Origin of the sequence: Kocuria salina, assembly GCF_013368965.1 — a bacterium.
Lineage (GTDB): Bacteria > Actinomycetota > Actinomycetes > Actinomycetales > Micrococcaceae > Kocuria > Kocuria rosea.
This window is the reverse complement of sequence record NZ_SSSF01000015.1, coordinates 1-20,783: the sequence shown is the minus strand read 5'-3', so window position 1 is coordinate 20,783 and position 20,783 is coordinate 1. Positions and strand designations below refer to the sequence as shown.

Annotated in this window: 21 protein-coding genes and 1 pseudogene; 9 read left to right on the top strand and 13 right to left on the bottom strand. The window is 67.3% G+C overall.

The window, feature by feature from the left end; genetic code table 11:
• Positions 1–505 precede the first annotated feature (505 nt).
• Positions 506–862 (top strand): hypothetical protein, encoded by a 357-nt coding sequence (locus E7Z53_RS18330; RefSeq protein WP_176338542.1) that lies wholly within the window; start codon positions 506–508, stop codon positions 860–862.
• 872 nt (positions 863–1,734) lie between these two features.
• Here the strand turns inward: E7Z53_RS18330 and E7Z53_RS18325 are convergent.
• Both E7Z53_RS18325 and E7Z53_RS18320 read right to left on the bottom strand, forming a co-directional pair.
• The gene (locus tag E7Z53_RS18325; protein WP_176338541.1) at positions 1,735–2,496 is read right to left on the bottom strand and encodes a TIGR02391 family protein; all 762 of its coding nucleotides are present in this window, start codon (positions 2,494–2,496) and stop codon (positions 1,735–1,737) included.
• A 209-nt stretch (positions 2,497–2,705) separates the two neighbouring features.
• A pseudogene (locus E7Z53_RS18320) lies at positions 2,706–3,245 on the bottom strand (IclR family transcriptional regulator); the annotation flags it as partial.
• A gap of 72 nt (positions 3,246–3,317) precedes the next feature.
• Between E7Z53_RS18320 and E7Z53_RS18315 the strand changes: the two are divergent.
• Positions 3,318–4,340 (top strand): IS3 family transposase, encoded by a 1,023-nt coding sequence (locus E7Z53_RS18315; protein WP_176338540.1) that lies wholly within the window; start codon positions 3,318–3,320, stop codon positions 4,338–4,340.
• Between the two features lie 155 nt (positions 4,341–4,495).
• Here E7Z53_RS18315 and E7Z53_RS18310 read toward each other — a convergent pair whose 3' ends face one another.
• The 3 genes from E7Z53_RS18310 to E7Z53_RS18300 all read right to left on the bottom strand — a co-directional run bounded on the left by E7Z53_RS18310 (position 4,496) and on the right by E7Z53_RS18300 (position 6,466).
• The gene (locus tag E7Z53_RS18310; RefSeq protein WP_217905949.1) at positions 4,496–5,044 is read right to left on the bottom strand and encodes a DUF805 domain-containing protein; all 549 of its coding nucleotides are present in this window, start codon (positions 5,042–5,044) and stop codon (positions 4,496–4,498) included.
• A 281-nt stretch (positions 5,045–5,325) separates the two neighbouring features.
• Positions 5,326–5,820 carry a hypothetical protein gene (locus tag E7Z53_RS18305; protein ID WP_176338539.1) on the bottom strand — a complete coding sequence of 165 codons (495 nt, stop codon included), beginning with the start codon at positions 5,818–5,820 and terminating at the stop codon, positions 5,326–5,328.
• Between the two features lie 202 nt (positions 5,821–6,022).
• Entirely contained in the window at positions 6,023–6,466 is a 444-nt protein-coding gene (locus E7Z53_RS18300; protein WP_176338538.1) for a hypothetical protein, read from the bottom strand.
• A 166-nt stretch (positions 6,467–6,632) separates the two neighbouring features.
• Between E7Z53_RS18300 and E7Z53_RS18295 the strand changes: the two genes are divergently transcribed.
• Together E7Z53_RS18295 and E7Z53_RS18290 are read left to right on the top strand one after the other, a co-directional pair.
• Entirely contained in the window at positions 6,633–7,106 is a 474-nt protein-coding gene (locus E7Z53_RS18295; protein WP_176338537.1) for a hypothetical protein, read from the top strand.
• Between the two features lie 299 nt (positions 7,107–7,405).
• Positions 7,406–7,951 carry a hypothetical protein gene (locus E7Z53_RS18290; RefSeq protein WP_176338536.1) on the top strand — a complete coding sequence of 182 codons (546 nt, stop codon included), beginning with the start codon at positions 7,406–7,408 and terminating at the stop codon, positions 7,949–7,951.
• A 141-nt stretch (positions 7,952–8,092) separates the two neighbouring features.
• Here E7Z53_RS18290 and yczR read toward each other — a convergent pair whose 3' ends face one another.
• Positions 8,093–9,496, bottom strand: a complete 1,404-nt coding sequence (gene yczR, locus E7Z53_RS18285; protein WP_217905948.1) for a MocR-like transcription factor YczR — start codon at positions 9,494–9,496, stop codon at positions 8,093–8,095.
• A gap of 109 nt (positions 9,497–9,605) precedes the next feature.
• On the opposite strand from yczR, the gene yczE reads away from it, so the two are divergent.
• Positions 9,606–10,301, top strand: a complete 696-nt coding sequence (gene yczE, locus E7Z53_RS18280) for a membrane protein YczE (protein ID WP_255219683.1) — start codon at positions 9,606–9,608, stop codon at positions 10,299–10,301.
• On the opposite strand, the gene E7Z53_RS18275 is transcribed toward yczE, so the two are convergent.
• Together E7Z53_RS18275 and E7Z53_RS18270 are read right to left on the bottom strand one after the other, a co-directional pair.
• Positions 10,287–10,868, bottom strand: coding sequence for a GNAT family N-acetyltransferase (locus E7Z53_RS18275; protein ID WP_176338534.1), 582 nt, complete (start codon positions 10,866–10,868; stop codon positions 10,287–10,289). The two genes, yczE and E7Z53_RS18275, sit on opposite strands and share 15 nt — an antisense overlap.
• 98 nt (positions 10,869–10,966) lie before the next feature.
• The gene (locus E7Z53_RS18270; RefSeq protein WP_176338533.1) at positions 10,967–11,899 is read right to left on the bottom strand and encodes a DMT family transporter; all 933 of its coding nucleotides are present in this window, start codon (positions 11,897–11,899) and stop codon (positions 10,967–10,969) included.
• Between E7Z53_RS18270 and E7Z53_RS18265 the strand changes: the two genes are divergently transcribed.
• Positions 11,898–13,310, top strand: coding sequence for an aminotransferase-like domain-containing protein (locus E7Z53_RS18265; RefSeq protein ID WP_176338532.1), 1,413 nt, complete (start codon positions 11,898–11,900; stop codon positions 13,308–13,310). The two genes, E7Z53_RS18270 and E7Z53_RS18265, sit on opposite strands and share 2 nt — an antisense overlap.
• 26 nt (positions 13,311–13,336) lie before the next feature.
• On the opposite strand, the gene E7Z53_RS18260 is transcribed toward E7Z53_RS18265, so the two are convergent.
• Entirely contained in the window at positions 13,337–13,825 is a 489-nt protein-coding gene (locus tag E7Z53_RS18260) for a GNAT family N-acetyltransferase (protein ID WP_176338531.1), read from the bottom strand.
• A gap of 287 nt (positions 13,826–14,112) precedes the next feature.
• On the opposite strand from E7Z53_RS18260, the gene E7Z53_RS18255 reads away from it, so the two are divergent.
• Positions 14,113–14,634: a hypothetical protein gene (locus E7Z53_RS18255; RefSeq protein WP_176338530.1), complete on the top strand. Its 522-nt coding sequence runs from the start codon at positions 14,113–14,115 to the stop codon at positions 14,632–14,634.
• Between the two features lie 134 nt (positions 14,635–14,768).
• On the opposite strand, the gene E7Z53_RS18250 is transcribed toward E7Z53_RS18255, so the two are convergent.
• The 4 genes from E7Z53_RS18250 to E7Z53_RS18235 all read right to left on the bottom strand — a co-directional run bounded on the left by E7Z53_RS18250 (position 14,769) and on the right by E7Z53_RS18235 (position 18,345).
• Positions 14,769–15,479: a hypothetical protein gene (locus E7Z53_RS18250; protein WP_176338529.1), complete on the bottom strand. Its 711-nt coding sequence runs from the start codon at positions 15,477–15,479 to the stop codon at positions 14,769–14,771.
• A gap of 198 nt (positions 15,480–15,677) precedes the next feature.
• A complete protein-coding gene (locus E7Z53_RS18245) occupies positions 15,678–16,037 on the bottom strand; it encodes a hypothetical protein (protein ID WP_176338528.1) in 360 nt (119 codons plus the stop codon).
• Between the two features lie 185 nt (positions 16,038–16,222).
• On the bottom strand, positions 16,223–16,957 hold the full coding sequence (locus E7Z53_RS18240; protein ID WP_176338527.1) for a hypothetical protein: 735 nt from the start codon (positions 16,955–16,957) through the stop codon (positions 16,223–16,225).
• 269 nt (positions 16,958–17,226) lie between these two features.
• Positions 17,227–18,345, bottom strand: a complete 1,119-nt coding sequence (locus tag E7Z53_RS18235; RefSeq protein ID WP_176338526.1) for a LacI family DNA-binding transcriptional regulator — start codon at positions 18,343–18,345, stop codon at positions 17,227–17,229.
• A gap of 52 nt (positions 18,346–18,397) precedes the next feature.
• Between E7Z53_RS18235 and E7Z53_RS18230 the strand changes: the two genes are divergently transcribed.
• Both E7Z53_RS18230 and E7Z53_RS18225 read left to right on the top strand, forming a co-directional pair.
• Entirely contained in the window at positions 18,398–19,654 is a 1,257-nt protein-coding gene (locus tag E7Z53_RS18230; RefSeq protein ID WP_176338525.1) for an MFS transporter, read from the top strand.
• Between the two features lie 259 nt (positions 19,655–19,913).
• Positions 19,914–20,552 (top strand): class I SAM-dependent methyltransferase, encoded by a 639-nt coding sequence (locus E7Z53_RS18225; RefSeq protein ID WP_176338524.1) that lies wholly within the window; start codon positions 19,914–19,916, stop codon positions 20,550–20,552.
• Positions 20,553–20,783 lie beyond the last annotated feature (231 nt).

Here is a 20,783-nt window from a genome sequence, read left to right as displayed (position 1 = left end):
ATGCGCTTTTTGGTGAGGGTAAAGCCATGGGGACTCATCGAACTGTCATTTCGCAAAACCATAACCGGGATGCACTGTCTCGAGGGACTCATGGCTTAGAAATTAGGTAATGAATCGTTGAAGATGAACACCCACCCCAGGAAGACAGCGATCATGATCCATCCTACGGAAATCCAAACTCCGAACAGTGCCATCAAACGGCCCCTTCCTCCCAGGAAGTAACTGCGTTGCAGACCCATAATGCTGAACACTAGCCCTGCGGGTGGAAAACTAAGGCTGGCTATCAAACCTAACAACGCCCAGAGGTTGAAAGGAACGGTTCGCGACATGGGAGAGGACATAAGGTTCTTCCCTCGGCTGGTGGGGACCCACGCCGGCAGAACCGTCGGTGGTCGGTGACGACCTGAACGAAGTGAGGCCCAATATGTCCTACCTATGGGGCTCTGGCAAGGGTAGGCTCCGACATGACCTGCACGACTGGACCCACCCCCGTCGAGGTGCCCGGATGAAGAACGCGGTGAAGCGCACCACCCGCTGGACCGGGAACCTTGTGAAATGGGTGGTCCGTGGGATCAATCCAGCGGACGGGCGCATGGACCGCAGCCCTGTCTACCGCGGGGCTCAGTGGTGCGGGATCGTAGCCTCCCTCATCATTTTCCCGGGTCTCATTGCACTTATAATCTTGTTTGTTATTCCCCTAGTTTTTTCGATTATTGCCCCGTTCCTTGTACTGTGGGTAGCCTGGCTCGTCTTCCGTATCTTTTTTTTCGGCAACAGTACTGACCATCGCAGTGCCGCGATGTTGTCTGGTCAGCAAGGCAACTATGAGGCGAATAAGCAGAAATGGCAGAATCGCCGTTAGACGCATCGAGCCGGAACATCGTTGACGCTGCCCAGGATAAGCACACCTGGGACCCTTGTCCCTAGGGGGTGATGGCTAGGCACATTGCCTGTCGTTATCCCAATGATTTGCTGGTTTCTCCGTCTGCAGTGTCCCGTGCGGTGGTTTTGCCGACGCCGTGGTGGGTGGCTCGGCGTCGGCTTTTCATCCCGCGTGCGCGTCCAAGCCCCGGATGGGGGATTTCCGCACTCTGGCCGGCTGACCAGGCTTCGCCCGCAGGTACCGAAACTCTCGCCACACCCATGCTGGAGTCAGCCGTTCCTGTGGCAGGAGATACTCCCAAGAAGGACCAGGCACCGGAAAGCTGGCGGGCCAGGCGCGGCTGGGTGTGGGCGACGAAGACCACATCCTCGTCGCGATCGCCGACGCGATCAAGGCCGCATGAGCTGCCGCCGCGCTCGGTGAAGCCTAGGCCGCGAGTCGACTGGAATGCCGGTGGGGCGGCCTGCACAAGTTCTTGAGGCAAAACGGGACCTCGTGCGTAAGGGCCAGCGCATGCGCAGCGACACCTGCTGATCGGTCCTCACCTGCTGTGCGCGTAGCGGCAGATACGGCGCCGATGGCGTAACCCCCTGGATAATCCGCCGCTAACCGGACCTTATGTAAAGTCATTAGGACAAAGTGCCCCGGCACCCGGTGTCCATTTCGGACCAATGCCGGGCCAGCGCCATGAGCGAGTCATAGCAGGCACTATTTGGTCGTAGGGCAGCCCCCCTTCCCCCAGAGTCACGCCCTCTTCGCGGGTCCGCGCCACGCGCACGACGTCGTCACGGAACTATTGGGGACAGGGAGCGGACACAGCATTTCCCTTCCAGGCCGCCCTGCGGACAAGGTCAAGACGTCACCTGATCGTGCGACAGTCCCACCTTCTCGATTTCGGACTGGTCGATCCAGCGGGCCAGCAGGCTGAACGCCGCTAACTGTTCGAGAGCAAGTTGCTCTTCACCTCCGTCGCTCTGCGGCGGCATGTGCATCCCGGGATTGCGGATTGCCGTATAAAGCCCGTCAGCGAACGCTCGAGCGCCCCGGTGAAGATTTTGGTAGGTTTTCCCGCCGTCGTCCTTCATGAGTCTGAGCCGCGGCGCGCCATCCTTCGGATCGTCCAACGAGAACGCCTCATTGAAGAGGGCCGTCTCGGACACGTCCATGCGTCCCAACTTTGCCTGTGTCTCGGCGTTGATCCGGATCGCGGCCTGCATCACGGCTTGGTGGAAGTGGCCGGTGTTCCAGTAAGACTTGCCGTTCTCCCATGCCCACGGGTGCAAATTGGCTGCATCCATGTCCGGAGCATTGTCCCCTAAATTTTCAGCAAGCTCTGCGGATCGTTGCAATGAGGCCTTGGCTCGCGACGCCTGGTCACGAAGCCAGTCGTATTCACTGTCTTTTTCCGGCCGGTCCCTTCTCCAGGCTGGTAGCACCCGATCCAGAATCTGCTCCACGACGTGCGCACGCTGAGACGCTTCTGTCTCCGAACCGCGCATGTGCGTTCCGAAGACAACAACGCCACCGCCACTGTTGTCAAAGCCGACCTGATCAGTCGCGTGTAGAAACATATCAATTTCGCTGATTGCCCATTCATGATTTAACTTCACCATGGGGCCATCTTGCCCTGCAGTCCTGACAGCGTAACGTCAATTCGAGTCCCTGGGCCCGCATACGCCTCCGGGGCGCATATTCCACGACGGCGCGCTCATCGGCCTCTCTGGATGTCCTGTATGAGGAACCCCTACTGCAACGCCGATCTCGCGGAAGTGGCCGGTATCCGGCCATATGTAAAGCGGGAAGGGCAGAACCGTTCTCGGTTTCAGCGGTGGCTTAATTCTTGGGAGAGTCGGTGGGCCTCTGCGAGTAGGGCTCGGCCCAGGCGCTGTTGACGGTCGTCACCGAACCGGGACTCGACTCCTGTGAGGCTCAGCGCGTAGACGGGTGCCCCGGTCGCGTCGAAGACTGCTGCTGCCATTCCCCAGCTTCCCTTCACGATCAGCCCCGGGTTCACGGCGAAGCCACGTCGGCGCACGTCGGTAATCAGTTCCCGGATTCGTTCGGGGGTGTGCCGGTGTCCCCAGATGCTACGCACATCCGCCGTGGCGGTGATAATCCGTTCCACATCGGCGTCTGAGAGGTGGGCCAGAATCGCCAACCCTGCTGAGGCCACGCCTAGCGGCAGCCGCAGTCCTTCGTAGAGGACGTGGGACCGGATGGGGAAGGCGCCCTCGACCCGGGCCAGGCACACTGTCTCCAGCCCGCGGCGGGCTGACAAAAAAGCGCTCTCGCCCGTGGCTTCCGCTAGGCGTCGCAGGGCCGGCGCGGCTAGCTCCCGGATTGGGTAGCGGTGGGCGGCGATCGAGGTGCAGGGAAAACTCTCGGCTCTGTTGGATACTCTCGCGACCGACAGCAGCGACAACGACAGCGAGCGATGACCGACGCCGCGATCACCGAGCTGACCCCCGTGGTGGGCGTCAAGGACGCCTGCGCGGCGGTGGGCCGCCCCCGTGCGACCCACTACCGCCGGCACCGCAAGTCACCGGCCCCGGCACGGCCAGCACGACAGCCCCGGCCGCAGCCACGGGCGCTGTCGGGCCCGGAGCGGGCCGAGGTCCTGGCGGTGCTTCACGAGGAACGGTTCGTGGACCTGGCCCCGGCCGAAGTGCACGCGATCCTGCTCGACGAGGGCCGCTACCTGTGCTCGGAGTCCACGATGTACCGGCTGCTGCGTGACACCCACGGGCAGGTCCGGGAGAGGCGCCGGCAGGCTGTCCATCCGCCGCGGGTCAAGCCCGAACTCGTCGCCCACGCCCCGAACGAGTGCTGGTCGTGGGACATCACCAAGCTGACCGGCCCGGCGAAGTGGACCTACTACTACCTGTACTCGATCATCGACATCTACTCCCGCTACACCGTCGGGTGGATGCTCGCCACCCGGGAGTCCAAGGAGCTGGCCGAGCGGTTGCTCGCCGCCACGATAGCCAAGCAGGACATCGACCGTGATCAGCTGACCATCCACGCCGATAGGGGCTCGTCGATGGCCTCCAAACCGGTGGCGTTCCTACTGGCCGACCTCGGGGTCACCAAGTCCCACTCGCGCCCGCATTGTTCCAATGACAACCCGTTCTCCGAAGCCCAGTTCAAGACGCTGAAGTACCGCCCCGACTTCCCCGAGCGGTTCGGCTGCCTCGAGGACGCCCGGGCGTTCTGCGCGGCCTTCTACCGCTGGTACAACCACGACCACCGCCATTCCGGGATCGGGATGCACACCCCGTCCGACGTCCATCACGGGCACGCCGGCACCGTCCGGGCGGCCCGCGCGGCGACCCTGGCCACCGCCTACGCGGCCGCCCCGGAGAGGTTCGTCCGCAAGCGTCCTGAGCCCCCGAGCCTGCCCGGCACCGCCTGGATCAACCGACCCGAACCGGACCCACTAACCCGACCTACGACGTGACCCAAAACGGTTGACAGGTTCCGCCGTGCACGGGCTGATCCGCCGCCACACAAGACATCACCGGGTGCAGGGACTACGTCTCGTGGGTCGCACTAACACGGTTGTGAGCCGCCGAACCCGGGGAAGGGTCCACGGCCCGCAGGCGATAGGTCTGCTCAGCCATCGAAGCGTGCGCCTTCGGGTTTCGGGGGCAAAGCGAAGAGCACGAGCAGCACGATCGCACCCACGATCGGGATGAGACTGATCAGCTGCAACCACCCGGAGCGGTTGGTGTCGTGCAGGCGCCGGGCGCCCAGGGCGAGGTTCGGTACGAGGTGGCTCAAGGAGAAGATCCAGTTCACCACCGAGAGCAGGTTCCCGATCCCATTGGGCTCCCCCCACGTGTTGGTTCCGACGGTGGCATCGAGAACGGTGATGACCGTGGAAATGATGGTCACGTAGAGGGCCACCCACCAGAACTCGGAGCGGCTGGCGCGCCCGGAGAACTGGGCGTACTTGGAGTAGAAGCGTTTGATCGCTTCGCCGAATCCGACGTGCACCCCGGGCTGGGAGCCGTAGTGACCCATGTTCTGCTGGTGGTCACCGTATGGACCTGCCGGGGGCTGACCGTAGTCCTGGTGACCGCTGTGGTAGGCCGGCGGCTGGCCATAGCCCGGATGCGGCCGCCCCTCGGCGTGCGGATGGTTCGGGTCGTGGCTGCTCATCGGGGTTCTCCTGAATGCCATTGATACCTGATCTCATCGTATGTGCACGTGCACAACGACCATGGGGGCGGTTCGACGGTGACCGGCTGGGTCTTTCGCCGGCCACCACCTTCCAGCAGTCCTTGACCACCCTGCCCGCCTACCTCGACACGGTCAGGTGCTGTGCATGGCAAAAGAGCGTTCCACCGCGTCGTGAGGGGCCAAGGCATCAACTCCGAACTCGGTCGTCGGGGCCGCAAACGATAATCCCCTTCCGCAACGTCGTTGACTGATATCTGGCCTCAGGACTGCGGTTCGGGTTCACGGCCACCCGAATAACCTGCGATGCGCTGTCGGATTTCTTCTACCAGTCGACGCGGTTGATCTGTGGAGACCAGCACCGCCGTCGGTTTAGTGTCTATGCGCACTGTGGGACCGCCGACCAGGTACCCGGTGATCCCTGAGATCGACACTGAACTCCACCCGGCGATAAAGCCCCTGGTCGGGCTTTCCCGCACCTCGAGGATCTGGTCGTACGGGACCCGGCGGCCGAAAATCCCGCCGTACCGGATCGCCACGGCCTCCGCTTCCAGGTCCACGACCGTTTGAAAGAACGCAAGCCACCAGAACGGAGCCGCAATCACGGCTGTGGCCACCACGCCGACCATTCCCACGTTTCCGGCGATCACGGGCACCAGCCCAACGATGGTCACGGCAACTGCCAGCAGACGCAGCATCACGCGGTGACGAGCCGGGAAACGGGTGCGGAATTCCAGCACTGGTGCGCGATCTGCCATACCCCCATCGTGGTCGAAGCCTCCACCGTGAGGCCATCCGGCAAGCCAGGCTGTAAGACCCGGTCCACGTCAACGGAACTTGTCACTGCAGCGTGCACACCTGCGACGGCGCCCAATGGCGCGTCGGCTGCGCCCAAGGACCAACGCCCTCTGGACCGTCGAGGGCCCGGGCCTGCCCGCGGCCGCGCAGGCACCCGTCTCCCTAGCGGTGGTCTGCGCCGGTGGTGTCATGGCCGCGAAGAACAGGGACAGCGCCGGCGTCCCGGATAGCCAGGACGGCCCCACCGAGCAACCCAGCCACCAATCCGTAGGGAGTGAGGACGAGGACGTAGAGGAACCACACGGGGTCGACCACCACGTTCAGCACCAGGAAGGGCAGCATCAGCGCCGCCCCGGCGACGGTCATCAGCCCGATGCGGACCCCGGCGCTCAACCCGTAGTCGGCGCTGGCCTGCCAGCACGGGCCCCACACCAGCTGGGTCCACACCAGCCCCATCCCGGTCAGCACCGCCCAGCTCAGCAACCAGGTCGACCAGCCGGTGCCGTCCATCGACAAGACGGCGGCGTAGCCCAGGGCCAGGACCGGGGCGAGGGCTTGGAACACCAGATAAGTGCTCAGCCGATGCACGTGCAGGGCTCGTCTCACCAGATCACGCCTCTCCGCTCGATATTTCCCACCGTATGTCGCGCACCCGCGCAGATACGCAAAGACCCCGCTCAGGGCCGCCACCCAGGAAGGGCTTCGGAGCACAGCTACCCCCTCGATGGTGAGGAACCCGATAGCCGCTGCGCTTGGATGGTAGGAATGTGCAATGGATGTTGATGACCTGGTGGGCGCTTACGACGTGGCGGCGAATGATGCCCACTATGGTGCCGTGGTGGTGCTGGGCGGCATTGTGCTGTTGACCGTTGTGGTGCTGATCGGGTTTCTCCGCCAGGATGCGTCGGTGAAACGTTCCGGCGGGAAGACGAGTTCAACGGGGAAGCTCGCGGTCGTGATCACGTCGGGTTTTCTGCTGCTGGTTGCTTCCATCATTTTCGTCGACATGGAAACGATCGCACGGTCCGTCATGCTGCGTGATGTTGCCTCTCGTGCCAGCGAGTACTACGGGGTGGACGTCTCCCACGAGGTGGTGTGGTCGGCATGGGAAAAATACGATCGTGAAATGGTGATGTTCCGGGCAGATCATGACGGATCGCCAAAATCGTTGGGAGTGACCTTCGACAAACACGAGACAGAGCTGGTGGTGTACGACGGCGACATGGAATTGCAGCCTGCGACATAGCCTTCGAACCCAACCTCCGGTCATGTTCGCGATTTCACTACTGAGCTTTCACTAAATGGTGCGCCCAGACTGAGCGCCGGCATCAGGAACTACCCCGGCAAGCGCGGCGGCCGACTCAGCAACTGAACGACCACAGCCCCAACCCCTACCGCACCGCCGTTGCCCCGGACCGGGTCTCGAGACTGGCACTGCGGTTCACAAGGCTGTTCGTCCGACTCCGATTGTTGAACGACGTCAGCAACCGGGACACGGTGGCGTGGGCGCCACCGTCAGCAGCGTCATCTGGCTAGGTTGGAGTGATGAAGGCCGTCGAGCTCGTCCGCCCGGACCGGGCGATCCCTGCCCGGACTCGTGTACTGGGCGCGGCGGTGGCTGTCTCAGCAGGGTGGGCTCTGATCGGGATCGCACTGAGCTGGTGGATGATCCTGCACACCTCGACCGCGACCGCGGAGTGGCTCATCCTGATCTGGGTGCTCATCATCGCGGGAACACGACTGGCGATGGTCTGGTGGGCGCACCGGCGCCCACGGGCGCCCTGGTCCGGCGCACTCGTAGCGGCTGAGGCCCGGGGGCACAGTCTGCGCACTCATGCGCTACCTGAGGACCCGAGACTGCGTGTGGCCGCGGCCGCGGACTCCTGCCGCCGGATCGAAGCGGCGACGGAGTCCCTGGTCCCGCTGGCAGGAATACTGATGTGGTCGGTGGTCCTGCCGTTGTCCTGGGTGGCCGGTCCCTCGATCATCTGGGCGGTGGGCCAGGCGGTCCTCACCGTCCGAGCGGTGCGGTCCTGGCGCTACCTGGGCATGCTCGAAGCCCGAAAGGACTCCGCCCTCCGCCCCCGATGAGCCGTCCCCCTGGGCTCGCCCTGGCACTGGTGCACGGCCGGACCCGGCAGCACCATCGAAGGCTGTGATCGACCGTCGTCGACAGCCGTGACTTGTCCAAAGCGTGGCCGGTGAGGAACCCCTACTGCAGAGCTGTGGTGTTCAGGCCAGGCCGGCTGGTCGGGTGTCGGTGGCCCGGTGTCCTGAGCGGGCGGCCTGCACGGTGGCGGCCAGGGCGTACATGCCGGCCTCCCGGGCCGGGGTGTCCAGGGAGTAGGGCAGGCGCAGGTGGCGTTCGAAGGCCCCGCCCACCCCGAAGCGGGGTCCGGCGGCCAGGTGCAGACCGTGCTGCGGGGCCAGCGCAGCGAGGGTGGAGCTGATCGGGTGCGGCATCGTGGCCCACACCGACAGCCCGCCTACCCCGGGCGTGGCGGTCCAGTCCGGGAAGTGCGCACCGAGCAGGGACAGCAGGTGGGCGCGACCCTGCCGCAGCTCCTCCAGCCGGGTGGGGAGGATCGTGTCGATCTGTCCCAGCAGCGCCACGCAGGCCAGTTGTTCCAGCACCGGGGTGCCCAGGTCGGTGTCGGCCCGTGCCTGGGCCAGGCGCTGGATCAGGGCGGGGTCGGCCCGGATCCAGCCGATGCGCAGCCCGCCCCAGAAGGTCTTGGACACCGATCCGACACTGATCACCCCTGGGTGGTAGGCGGCCAGGGGCACGGGTGTCTCCACGTCGAGGGCGAGCTCGGCCATGGTCTCGTCTACCACGGTGGGGCACCCCAGCCGGAGCCGTTCCCGCTCGGTGGGGGCCAGGCAGAGCCCGGTGGGGTTGTGGAAGTCCGGCAGCAGATACGCCAGGTCCGCCCCGTGCGTGGCGGTAGCGAGGGCGGGCAGGTCCCAGCCGGTGTCGGTCAGGGCCACCGGGGTGATCCGCGCCCGGGTGGTGCGCAGCAGGTGCAGGGCGTGCGGGTAGCTGGGGTGATCCACCACGACCCGGGCCCGGGGGCGCAGCAGGGTGCGCACCAGCAGGTGCAGCCCGTGCTGGGCCCCGGTGGTGATCAGGATCTGCTCCGGGTCCGTGGCCAGCCCGCGGGCCCGGTACCGGGCCGCCACCGCCGCCCGCAGCTCGGGCAACCCGATCTGGGCGTAGCCGTGGCGGGGCAGGTGCCGCGGCAGCTGCTCCAGCGCCCATGTGTAGGCCCGGTGCAGGGCCGCCCCCGGGGCCGGTGGGGAGGCGTGGGAGAAGTCGATCAGCTGTCCGTCCACGAACTCGGTGGCGTGGTGGCCGGTACTCGTGCGGCCGGGCGGGACGGTGGTGGTGCTGCGGGTTCGCTGCCGGGTGGTGAGGTAGCCGGTCTCACGCAGGGTCGTGTAGGCGGTGGCCACCGTGGTGCGGCTGATCCCCAACCGGGCGGCCAGATCCCGCTCCCCCGGCACCGTGGTCCCCAGCGGCAGGCGCCCGTCGAGGATCAGCAGTCGGATCCGCTCGGTGAGCTTCCGGTGCGCCGGACCGGTCCCCGCCGCCCAGTCCCCCAGCAGACGGTCCAGGGTCGGGGCGGTGGTGTGCACCAGGCCAGGATCCGGGCTCTGGCCCTTTTTCTCAAGTCCAGACACCCCCGAGGATGAACACCGTGCCCAGAACCGCAGCGACACCGCCACTCCTCACCGAAGGACCCCCATGCCCGCATCCCCGACCACTCCACTCACCGACCAACCACTGGTGGCGCGGCGGATGAGCGCCGGCGAGCAGCTGCGGGCGGAGTGCAAGCTCCGTCGGTTGATCCAGCTGCTGGCTGGGCTGATCGGGTACGGCACCGCCCTGGCCCTGCTGATCGGCTCCGGGCTGGGGGCCTCGAGCTGGAATGTGCTGGCCGAAGGCCTCGCCCACCGCACCGGGCTGTCCTTCGGGATGGCCACGAACCTGATCGCGCTGGCCGTGCTGGTGTTCTGGATTCCGCTGCGCGAACTGCCCGGGCTCGGCACCGTCCTGAACGTGCTGCTGGTCGGGGCCGCCGCCGATGCCGCCGCCCACCTCCTGCCCGCCCCGGACACACTGGCCGAGCAGCTGGCCCACTACAGCCTCGGACTGGTCCTGTTCGCCTTCTGCGACGCCCTCTACCTCGGGGCTCGCTTCGGCGCCGGACCCCGCGACGGGCTGATGACCGGGGCTGTCCGGGTCACCGGCCAGCCACTGTGGACGGTGCGCACCGGCATCGAAGCCCTCGTGCTGGTCACCGGCTGGTCTCTCGGCGGCACCGTGGGGGCGGGCACCCTCATCTTGGCCGTGGCAGCCGGACCCCTGGTGCAGACCTTCCTGCGCCACACCACCGTCCCGCTGCAGGCGGACAATCCGACCGGGTCAACGGCCCGTTGAGCGCCCCTCGTGCCCATGGACGATGGAGCGCTCTGCTAGGGATGCCGACGGTGGTCCTGGCGGCAAGGTCTTCTCCAGCAGGGTGGCGCTGTACCAGGGCCCGTCGAAGTCCCGCCGGCCTACCTTCTGGAACCCCTGCTGCTGGTAGAAGGTGCGCAGAGCTGTGTTCGACTCCACGCAATCCAGCCGGATGACCTCTGCTCCTTCAGCCCGGCCACGCTCCGCAGCCTCCTCGAGGATGAAGGCCCCCAGGCCACGGCCGGCCGCACCGCGGTGGACCATCAGTCCGTGGACATAGACCGCCGGGGTGTCATCGGTACCCCAGACCTCGGGATCGGCCCACAGCAGCCGTACGGCCGCGGCAACTCCCATGGCGGGATCTCGGACCAGATACCACTGGCCAGCCTGGATCTGCTCGGTGATGTCCTGCCGGCTCACATGGCCGTGGCCCCACTGCTCGATGCCCTGTTCGCCCAGCCAGTCCTCGATCAGGCGCCGAAGCTCGTGCAAGGCCGTCACATCCTCAAGAACAGCCTGTTCTACGGGGCCGAGCCGGGAACTGATCATGCTCACCACGGTAGGACACCGCCGCCCCTCGCCACGGTGACCAGGGACGCACCGCAGCCCCTGCTGCACTTGGTGCCCGGGGTAACGACGGCACGAGGTCACGAGCGCGGGGCGGGGTTCAGCCGCACCCGTACGGCCAGGCCAGCGCAGAGGATGACGGCCAGGCCCCCGATGAGCGTGATGGCGGTGAGGTGCTCGCCGAGCAGCAGCCCGGCCCAGAGGATGCTCAGCACTGGTTGGGCGAGCTGGATCTGGCTGACCTGGGCCATGGGGCCCAGCCCCAGGCCGCGGTACCAAGCGAAGAAGCCCAGGAACATGCTGATCACCCCGAGGTAGGCAAACGCCGCCCACTGCACCGGGGTGCCGGCCGGGGGCTGCTGGAGCACCGAGACCAGGGTCAGGGCCGCCATCACCGGGAAGGCAAGCACCAGGGCCCAGGAGATGGTCTGCCAGGCGCCGAGCTCACGGGCCAGCAGCCCGCCCTCGGCGTAACCGATGGCCGCGGCGGCGACCGCCCCCAACAGCAGCACATCGGCCCCGTGCAGCTGCCCGAGACTGCCCGAGGACACCGAGGCGAAGACGATCGCCACGACCGCCCCGACCCCGGTGATCACCCAGAACGCGCGGGCGGGGCGCTCACGGGTGCGCAGCACGGCCATCACCGCCGTGGCGGCCGGCAGCAGGGCGATCACCACCGCACCGTGACTGGCCGGGGTGGTGGTCAGGGCGTAGGAGGTCAGCAACGGGAAACCGGCCACGACCCCGCCGGCGATCACGGCCAGCCGCGTCCACTGGGACCGGCGCGGGAGGCGTTGACGGGTCAGCACCAGCGCGGCGGCGGCCAGCACCGCGGCCACGACCGCCCGGGCCGCGCCGATGAACAACGGGTCCAGGCCCTCGACCGCCACCCGGGTGAAAGGCACCGTGAAGGAGAACGCGGTGACACCCAGCAGCCCCCACCACACCCCCGTGACGGGTCGGGCGGATATCGGCTCGGACAAAACGACAGTAGCGCTACTCTTGGCCTCCATGGACAACGATAACAGCACCCGGATTCTCGAGGGGCTCCGGGCGTGGATCGCCGGTGCGACCCCGGGGGCGCGCCTGCCCTCCACCCGGGTACTGGTGGCCCAGTACCAGGCCAGCCCGGTCACCGTGCAGAAAGCACTGCGGGCCCTGGCCACCCAGGGGCTGGTCGAGACCCGGCCCGGGGTCGGGACCTTCGTGCGCGCGGTCCGTGCCACCCGCCCGGCCGACTACAGCTGGCAGACCGGAGCGTTGCGGGCCCCCCAGGCCCCGGCCCGGTCGGTGTCCACCGCGCTGCGCAGCACCCCCAACGATGTCATCGCCTTCCACTCCGGCTACCCCGACCGGGAACTGCTGCCCGAACGGCTGGTGCGGACCGCGCTGAGCCGGGCCGCACGCACGGAAGCAGCCCTGTCCCGCCCACCGGTCGCGGGTCTGCCCGAGCTGCAGTCCTGGTTCGCCCACGAACTGCGCGCCTCCACCCCCGACGGGGTCAGCCCGCCCACACCCCGGGATGTGATCGTGCTGCCGGGCACCCAGAGCGGGCTGAGCTCGATCTTCCGCGCCCTGGCCGGGGCCGGACACCCGGTGCTGCTGGAATCCCCCACCTACTGGGGGGCCATCCAGGCCGCCACCCAGGCCGGGGTGCGCATCGTCCCGGTCCCGACCGGCCCCACCGGGCCCGACCCGGCCGACCTCGCCCGGGCCTTCGCCGAGACCGGCGCCCGGGTTTTCTACGCCCAACCCCACTACGCCAACCCCACCGGCGCCCACTGGTCACCGACGGTGGGCGAGCAGGTGCTTCAGGTGGTGGCCGAGCACGGGGCCTTCCTGATCGAGGACGACTGGGCCCACGACTTCGGCATCACCACCGCCCCCACCCCCCTGGCCGCCCGGGAGGACTCCGGGCACGTCGTCTACCTGCGGTCTCTGACCAAGAGCGTCTCCCCCGCCCTCCGTGTCGGGGCGGTCATCGCCCGCGGCCCCGCCCACGAGCGCATCCTCGCCGACCGCGCCGCCGAATCCATCTACGTCTCCGGGCTGCTGCAGGCCGCGGCCCTGGACGTCGTCACCCACCCCGGGTGGCAGACCCACCTGCGCGGAGTCCGCCACCAGCTCCAGGGACGCAGGGACTTGCTGCTGACCAGCCTCACCGAACACGCCCCGCAGGCCCACATCGAGCACGTGCCCACCGGCGGGCTGAACCTCTGGGCACGCCTGCCCGACGACACCGACCTCCCCCGCCTGATCCGCGACTGCGAAGCGGACGGAGTCATCATCGCCGCCGGCACCGAATGGTTCCCCGCCGAACCCACCGGCCCCTACATCCGCCTCAACTACGCCGGACCCAACCCCGCAGCCTTCCCCGACGGCGCCCGCCGCCTCGGCCAGGCCATCGAAACCAACCACGATTAGGGAAAGAGCCGGCATCCACGAGCGACTCAATAGGGTCGTTGTCGCTCCATCTCCACAGCGTGCCAGGCCTGGCCGTCCACCTCGGTGCTGCGCACCCGGCCGGTCTCCCGGAACCCCAGGTCCTCGTAGACGCGCCGAGCCGAGACGTTGTGCGCGTACACACCCAGCTTCATGGTCGGCAGCTCCGTGGCTTCGAAGCCTGTACGCACCGCCGTGCTGATCAGCTCCCGCCCCAAACCACGCCCTCGAGCTGCCGGATCGAGGAGGATGCAACCCAGCCGCATCATGGCCGCGTCATCGTCGACGAGCAGGGAAGCGTGACCGACCGGATTCCCCGACTCCGGGTCCAACCCGGTCCAGTACCGACGTTGGTCATTCTGCAGGTAGCTCTCCAGCTGCCCACGATCCAGCGGCCAGGTGAAGGTGCGCCCGGACCAGAGCACCATGTCCGCCTCGCACGGCACCCAGCTCAAGAGGATGTCCAGGTCGGCTGGGACCGTCTCTCGCAGGCGCATGTCCCCATGCTAGGGATGCCACCACCCGGGCCGGTCCAGCTACTGGTCAAGCCGCACGATCGACGAGGAACCCCAACCGCAACTGCAGGAGGTCGTCAAGCTCACGCTTGGACGCCTGTCAGAACACATCGGGCCTCACCTCCCTACGATGACCCGGGAGCTTGCCGAGAAGCACCTCCGGAATCTGGTCCACGTCATGTGCCCGCCCCGCCGCGCCCTGTCCTGGGTGCCGTGGCGGGGCGTGTGAGAGTCTGGCCTCGTCCCCGCCACTCTCCCCTGGAGTTCCCTTGAGCGTTGCCGTGCCCTCCCCTGCCGTCGAGAACGTTCCGGTCGTCGACTCTTTCGCCGTCGCCGCCCAGATCCGCATGACCACCACCGGTGCTCGCGCGAGCCTGGCGGTCGCTGTGCCGCAGGACGCACAGGTCAGCCCGCACACGCTGATCTCCGCGCTGCTCACCCTGGGTCGGCAGGTGCTGGAGGAATATCGACTCACCGGCCAGGAGCTGCCTGAGGTGGAGGTCACCGTGGTGGAGCGCGTCGAGACCGTCCCGGCGACCGCGGCGGCCACCGGGTTCACCGTCGGAGTCACCAACGACCTGGCAGCCCAGCGCTCCACGCTCGTGCTGGACTCGGATTTCCTGCTGGGCAACGACGGCGGGGTGCTGCTGGCCGCCGCCACGCTGCTGGCCGGCGCCGAGCACCTGCTCGACCCGGAGCCAGCTGACCACTCTCGTCGCGCCGGGCGCACACACCAGCCGTCCCCGCCCAGCCGCCGCCGCTCAGGCGGCCGAGGCCGCGGCCGCCGCTAAACCTTCCGGGGTCCTCACACCGCCCCGAGATGGGAACCCCTACCGCAGCACGGCCCGCCGCTAACCGACCATCTGTGAAGCGACTGCTTAGCCTCGATTCCGGATTGGGTGAGCCGCGCAGAGTGTTCTCCTGATCAGGTCTCGAGCATGGTCTGTCGGTGCTGGGCGGCTGCCCGCTCACGTTGCAACAGGATCACCACGGCGCCCAGGGCCATCAGCCCCGCCAGGACGTGGGCGGTGACCACCGCAGGCCGCGGCTGGATCCCCAGTTCAAAATGCAGCAGCACACCAGACCACAGCAGCACCCCGACGGGAAAGGTGAGACGGGAAAGCAGTCCCATGACTCCCGACCGGCGGGCTGCTGAGGTCACGACCCCCAGCACCACCCCAGCCAGCACCGAGACGGTACCCCACAGCACCAGCTCCCCCGTGGCCCCAGCCATGAGCTCAACCCAGGACGCGTCCAAGTAGCCAAGATCGCCTCCCGGCACGGGGTAGGCCGGAGGCTCCATGGTGCGCAGGCGCACCAGGCTCCAGACCGCTTCCACGCTGTAGTAGGCCACCGACGCCGCCAAGAGAAACACTGCCGCCGCCGCGGCACTGACCGGCCACCGGCCGTAGCGACGCCCGATCACATACGCCCAACCCCACCCTGCGCCCGCCCATCCGGCCGCACCACCAACGACCGCAGCCACCCCGGTCAGCGGCCCCCACGAGGCCATGTTCAAGGCCACGGTGACAGCGCCGAAGGCGCCGCCGGCGCAGGCCGAGACCAGCAGGCAGCGAAGAAGCAGCGCGGGCAGAGTGGCATGCCTGCCCACGGCATGAGGGGCGGGGATCGTCATGACGTCCACGGTACGGCGCATCATGCCCACGCATGGAAGCGAGGCGACACGCGAAAGTCCCCGCGCACCCGCGCCTATGGGAAACGGGAGCATCCCCGTCGCATAGGAACCCCAACTGCACCTGTGGATGCTCGGCTTCCGTGCGCTATTCCACGGCAAGGGCCCGTGTCCACCCGGACAGGCTGGACAACTCCCGCGTCAGCGAATCTTTCTCCCGCCGCCCTCGGACTCTTGCCCCTGCGGTCGGTAGGTGAACCAGCTAATGGCTCCGATGACCGCTGCAGCAATCACCGTGACGGGAAGGATGGACCAGGACACCCCTTCCCCCCGGACGACTTCGGGCAGAAGCATGGCCAGGATCGCCCCCAGCACGAAGACCGCCGTGTAGATCACCCGCTGCGTCTTCGGCGATTTCGACCCCCAGGCGAGCCGTCGCCCCGGCAGGGCAAACAGCAGAGCCAGAATGATGAAGCCAATGGGGACCAGAGACCAGGCAAAGTCCGGGGACTCGACGACCGTAAGCACGATCAGCAGAAGGCCGAACACACCGATGATCAACCGGGCTATCCCATTCGACGACATCTGCGCTTGCTCCGTTCTGCTGGTCTGCTACCGCTCATGGCGCAGGTAGTCGTATCCTCACACGCCAGTTCCGCTCTGCTCGATCCCCTCTTGTGTGCCAGAGAGACCACAGATGCTCTTCCGAGCTCCCGTAGAGGCGCCCAGACCCAACCCCTACTGGATCACAGCGGTGGGTCGAGGGGTTCGTCGACGGTGTGGATCTCGTTGGTGAGGCTGGTGCCCTCGGTGCCGTCCAGCGGGGTGAGGTCCACAACGATGCCGGTGCCCGCGTCCAGGTGCACCTGGTACACCGTGGCCAGGTCATCGGTCAGGGTCGGGTCCTCGGGCCCGTATTCGTAGATCCGGGCGGCCGGGCTGTCCAGCAACGGGCAGCACCCGCAGCGTGGGACGTAACCACCCACCCAGTCCTCGCCCTGACCGGCCAGCGGCCGGCAGGTGGCCGCCCAAGTCACCCGCCCCCGCAGTACGGTCGCGGTGACATCGCTGATCTCCACGCCCTGGTCCAGCTCCACCGGGTCGAGCATCGCCGTCCACCGGTAGTCCTGCCACATCGGGTCGCCGTGGTCGAGGTGCCAGTCCTCCGGCCGCTGGGCGAGCAGCCCGTCCGGGCGCAGCTCCACTCCGGCCTGGGGCGGAAATGACTCAGAGTCCGTCCTGCTCCCGGCCCCGCCGTAGGGCGCGCCCTCGGCGACCTCGACCCTCTCAGCGGTGCGCACGACCACCCGGTGCCGGGATCGGTCGAGCCAGGCCTCCACTGGGCCGCCCGCGGCGGTGGCCCCACCGTCGCCCTGCCTCCGGTGGGTGAAATGCACCGTGGTGAACCGCCACGGCGAGCTGGCGGCCAGGGCCCGGAAGTCCACCCCGTCGGGCATGTCGGGCAGGGACGTTCCGTTCATGCCCCCGAGTAGAGCACATCCGCACCGCCCCCAAGGAACCCCAACTGCAACGCCGTTCTCATGGGAAATGGCCGGTAGCCGGCTTGATGTAAAGACGGTGTCTGCAAAGCTTTTTTGGTCGTGATCTTGGGAAACTGCCGCACCTCTGCGGGCCGCTCCAGAGGCATGCCGGGTCAGATGATGCTTGATGGTGCAACAGCCCCGTCTTTCCCTGGGTGGGGCAGGTTTGTTCTCCCTTGGCGGGCTGGGTCGATATCAGTTTGGTGCCCTCACTGGGTCGGGTTCATTTCTCCATCGCTTGCCCCGAGGGCATCTTCGTCCGGAGGTGTCGGCGTTGTTGTGGTATGGGTGCTGCGGCGTGGAATGACCTCCCACATGGTGGGCGCGGGACCGGGGGATTGGCCGAGTGCGATTTGTGCGCAGTGCGCTCCTTGGGTACGCAGGTCTTGGTGCACGGTGGTCAGTCCCATGGGGGCGGCAGCGTCGGTGTCGTCCCAGCCGGTGATGGCGATCTGTTCGGGGACAGCCACACCGGCTTGGTGAAGGGCACGTAGAGCACCTAGGGCTAGTTCGTCGCTCATCGCGGCTACCGCATCGATCTCTTGACCGTCGCTGGCGCCGATCAGCTCGGTGATGGCTGCGGAGCCTTCGGTGGCGGTGTTGGTGGCGCACACGGCGACCTGGACCTGCGACCAGTTCCCGCCCGTGTCCTCCCACGCCTGCTTGAAACCCATCAGTCGGTGCCTGGTGACCGGGAAGGTAGCCATCTGAGGATCCGGTCCTGTGAGGATGCGGGAGCGCCGGGTCCGGTCCAGTGGAAAGCTGAGGACCACTGGACTTTGTGCTGCGGTGAAGGCGAGACGACCGATGGCGCGGGCGGCCGCCTGATCGTCAATGCCGATGCTGGGCAGTCCGGGCCGGGAGGGATTGCCGTGCACGACAGCAGGCAGCCTGGTGGCCACGACCGCATCGAGCACGGGGTCGTCTTCTGCCGTGGTCCACACCACGAAGCCGTCCACAGCGGCTTGGGTGACGCGAGCGGCGTCTTGTCCGTCCCCGGTGATCGGCACCAGGGTCAGTCCGATCGAGTGCTCGGCGCAGACATCGGCCACCCCTGCCAGGAACCGGGTGGCCTGCGGGTCTTCGAAGGCATAGGTCAGATGCTCGCCCAGGACGACGCCCAGTGTCCCGCTCCGCCCGCGACGCAATGACCGCGCTCCGGGGTGAGGACCGGGATAACCCAGTTGCGCAGCGGCCTGTCGCACCTTGGCCACAGCCTCGACTGAGACTCGACCAGGTTCGTTGTAGGTGTAGGAGACCGTCATCGGGGACACTCCGGCCGCTTGGGCCACCTGCGCCATGGTCACCCGACGCTTCTCACTCGACATGACGCCAGCCTACTTGTGTATCGTCACACACTCGTGTGTATCGTTACACTTCATGAGCTGGAATCCCCGGTCCAACGTTGCGGCATATCTGGCCTTCGCCATCTTCGGCGCGTTCTGGGGTACCTGGGGGGCCTCCATCCCAGCGGTACGCGCTCAGACAGGGATCAGTGACGGGCGGTTGGGGGCGGCGTTGCTGTTCATCGGGGCCGGGGCGCTGCCAGCCATGCTGGTAGCAGGTTGTGTGGTGGATCGGTGGGGACACCGCACCGCGGCGGTAACGCTCGTTGCTCTGGGAATCGCCGGGATCATCGTTGCCGTGAGCGCCCGGGATGTGCTCACCTTATCGATCGGGCTGGCGATTGTAGGGGCCACCTCGGGAGCCGCCGATGTGGCGATCAACGCCCTGGCCGGATCAGCCCAGCAGGCCACCGGGCGCCCGGTGATCTCCAGGGCCCACGCCATCTTCTCCGCCGCCGTGGTCGCCACCAGCCTCAGCACCGGGGTGTCCCTCGGAGCCGGAGCGCCGTTGCCCGTGATCTACGGTGCCTTGGCCGTCGTCGCGACACTGGGGGCGACCGTCGTGGTCCGGGCCTCCCCTGCGGTGGTGTCACCTCCTGGCCCAGCAACGGGCTCTGCGGCCTTGACCACGAACTGGACCATGATGCGCCTGCTGTTGGCCCTCGGCGGGCTGGGCGCACTCGTTTTCGCCGTAGAGAACGGTCATGAAAATTGGAGTGCGCTGTACTACCAAGATGTGCTGGGGGCCGGCCCCGCGATAGCTGCCCTTGGGCCGGCGATTTTCGCCGCGGTCGTGGCTATCACCCGGGTGACGACCGCTGAACTCAGCACCCGCTACCCGATCACCGTCCTGACCTCCGGCTCACTCACCGCCGCGGTCGGCACCACCCTGGTCGGTGTGGCCACCTCACTGACGGTGGGCCTCCTCGGACTAGGTTTGGCGGCTGCCGGCACCGCCGTACTTTTACCGGTCCTGTTGAGCGTTCTCGCCGCTCACGTACCTGAACGATCTCGTGGCGCGGCGACCTCAATTTTCACCACCATCGCCTACCTCGGGTTCCTGATCGGTCCGGTCTATTTCGGCTATTGGTCCGAAGCCGCAGGGCTACCCGGGGCCATGCTTGCTCTGGCCGGCCTCGCAACGACACTGGTCATCCTCAGCCCGCTCACCCGATGGCTCCGGCCATCTTCCGTACCCGCGCCCGAGTGCACGACCAGCAAGGAACCAGCGCAGACCCTGCCCGGCCCCCACACGACAGCCAGGCAGGACCTCGACATACCAGAGCCGTGAATCACCCTGGATTCGGCACGGGACTGATGCACGGTCAGGTCAACTGGACTGCCCTGCTCGTCGGGCGGCCCGGAGGAACGTAGCAGGAACCCCAACTGCACCACATCCTCTGTGGGTCCAGGGGCTGCTGTGCTTCTGAATATGTTGCACGACTGCCGGAACCTACCGGGGTGCTTCCGAGCCTGCCGGAGGTGCTCGATCCACCACCCCGAGGGCGGGCGAAGCCCCGGGTGGGCCGCGGTGTGGGAGGCTGGCCGGCGTGGGAACCCAACCCGGCTACGACGAACTGGCCGAACAGTACGAGCTCACCTTCCCGGACCCGTTCCAGACACCGTTGGAACGGCATGCGGTCGCTGCCTTCACGGACATGGTCCTGCAGCTCCACAGCGAGGGCACCGTGGCGGACATCGGGTGCGGGACCGGGCACGTCACCGCCGACCTCGCCCACCGCGACCTCCCCGTCGTGGGCATCGACCCGTCCGAAGCCATGCTGGACATCGCCCGGCGCTCTCACCCCGAGGTCGAGTTCTGCCGCGGTCAGGCAAATTTGAACGCCTCACCGGAGTCGACCGATCAGCTGGTTCCGCTGCGGGGTGTCCTGGCTCGGTTCAGCCTGATTCACGTCGATCCCCACCTGATCGGCGGGGTGCTCGCTTCCTGGGCGCGGCGCATGCCGTCCGGTGGCGTGGTGCTCCTGGCCTTCCAGAGCACCGACAGCGACGAGCAGCCAGTGGTGCCGTTCGATCACGCGGTGGCACCGGCCTGGCGCTGGCATCCTCAGGAGATGAGCGCACGGCTTGCCCGAGCCGGGTTCGACGAGGCCTGGCGCACGATGAGCCGGCCTGACCCGCTGCACCGCTTCCCCGAGTGCCACCTGGCCGCCGTACGCCGCCCCTGACCACACCCCTGCTGCCACCGGCGCTACAGGCGATGAGAGGTGCTTCCCCGGTCAGGACGGGGGATGCCGTCAAGACATGTCCCTCAGGGCCTGGCGTAACACGGTGATCCACTCCCCGGGGGCGTCCAGGTGGGCGTCATGGGTCCCGGAGGGCAGATCGACCCGTCGGGTTCCCGCCCGGGCAGCGACGAAGGCGTCCTGGCGTGCGGGGGTGAACATCGAGTCCGCGGC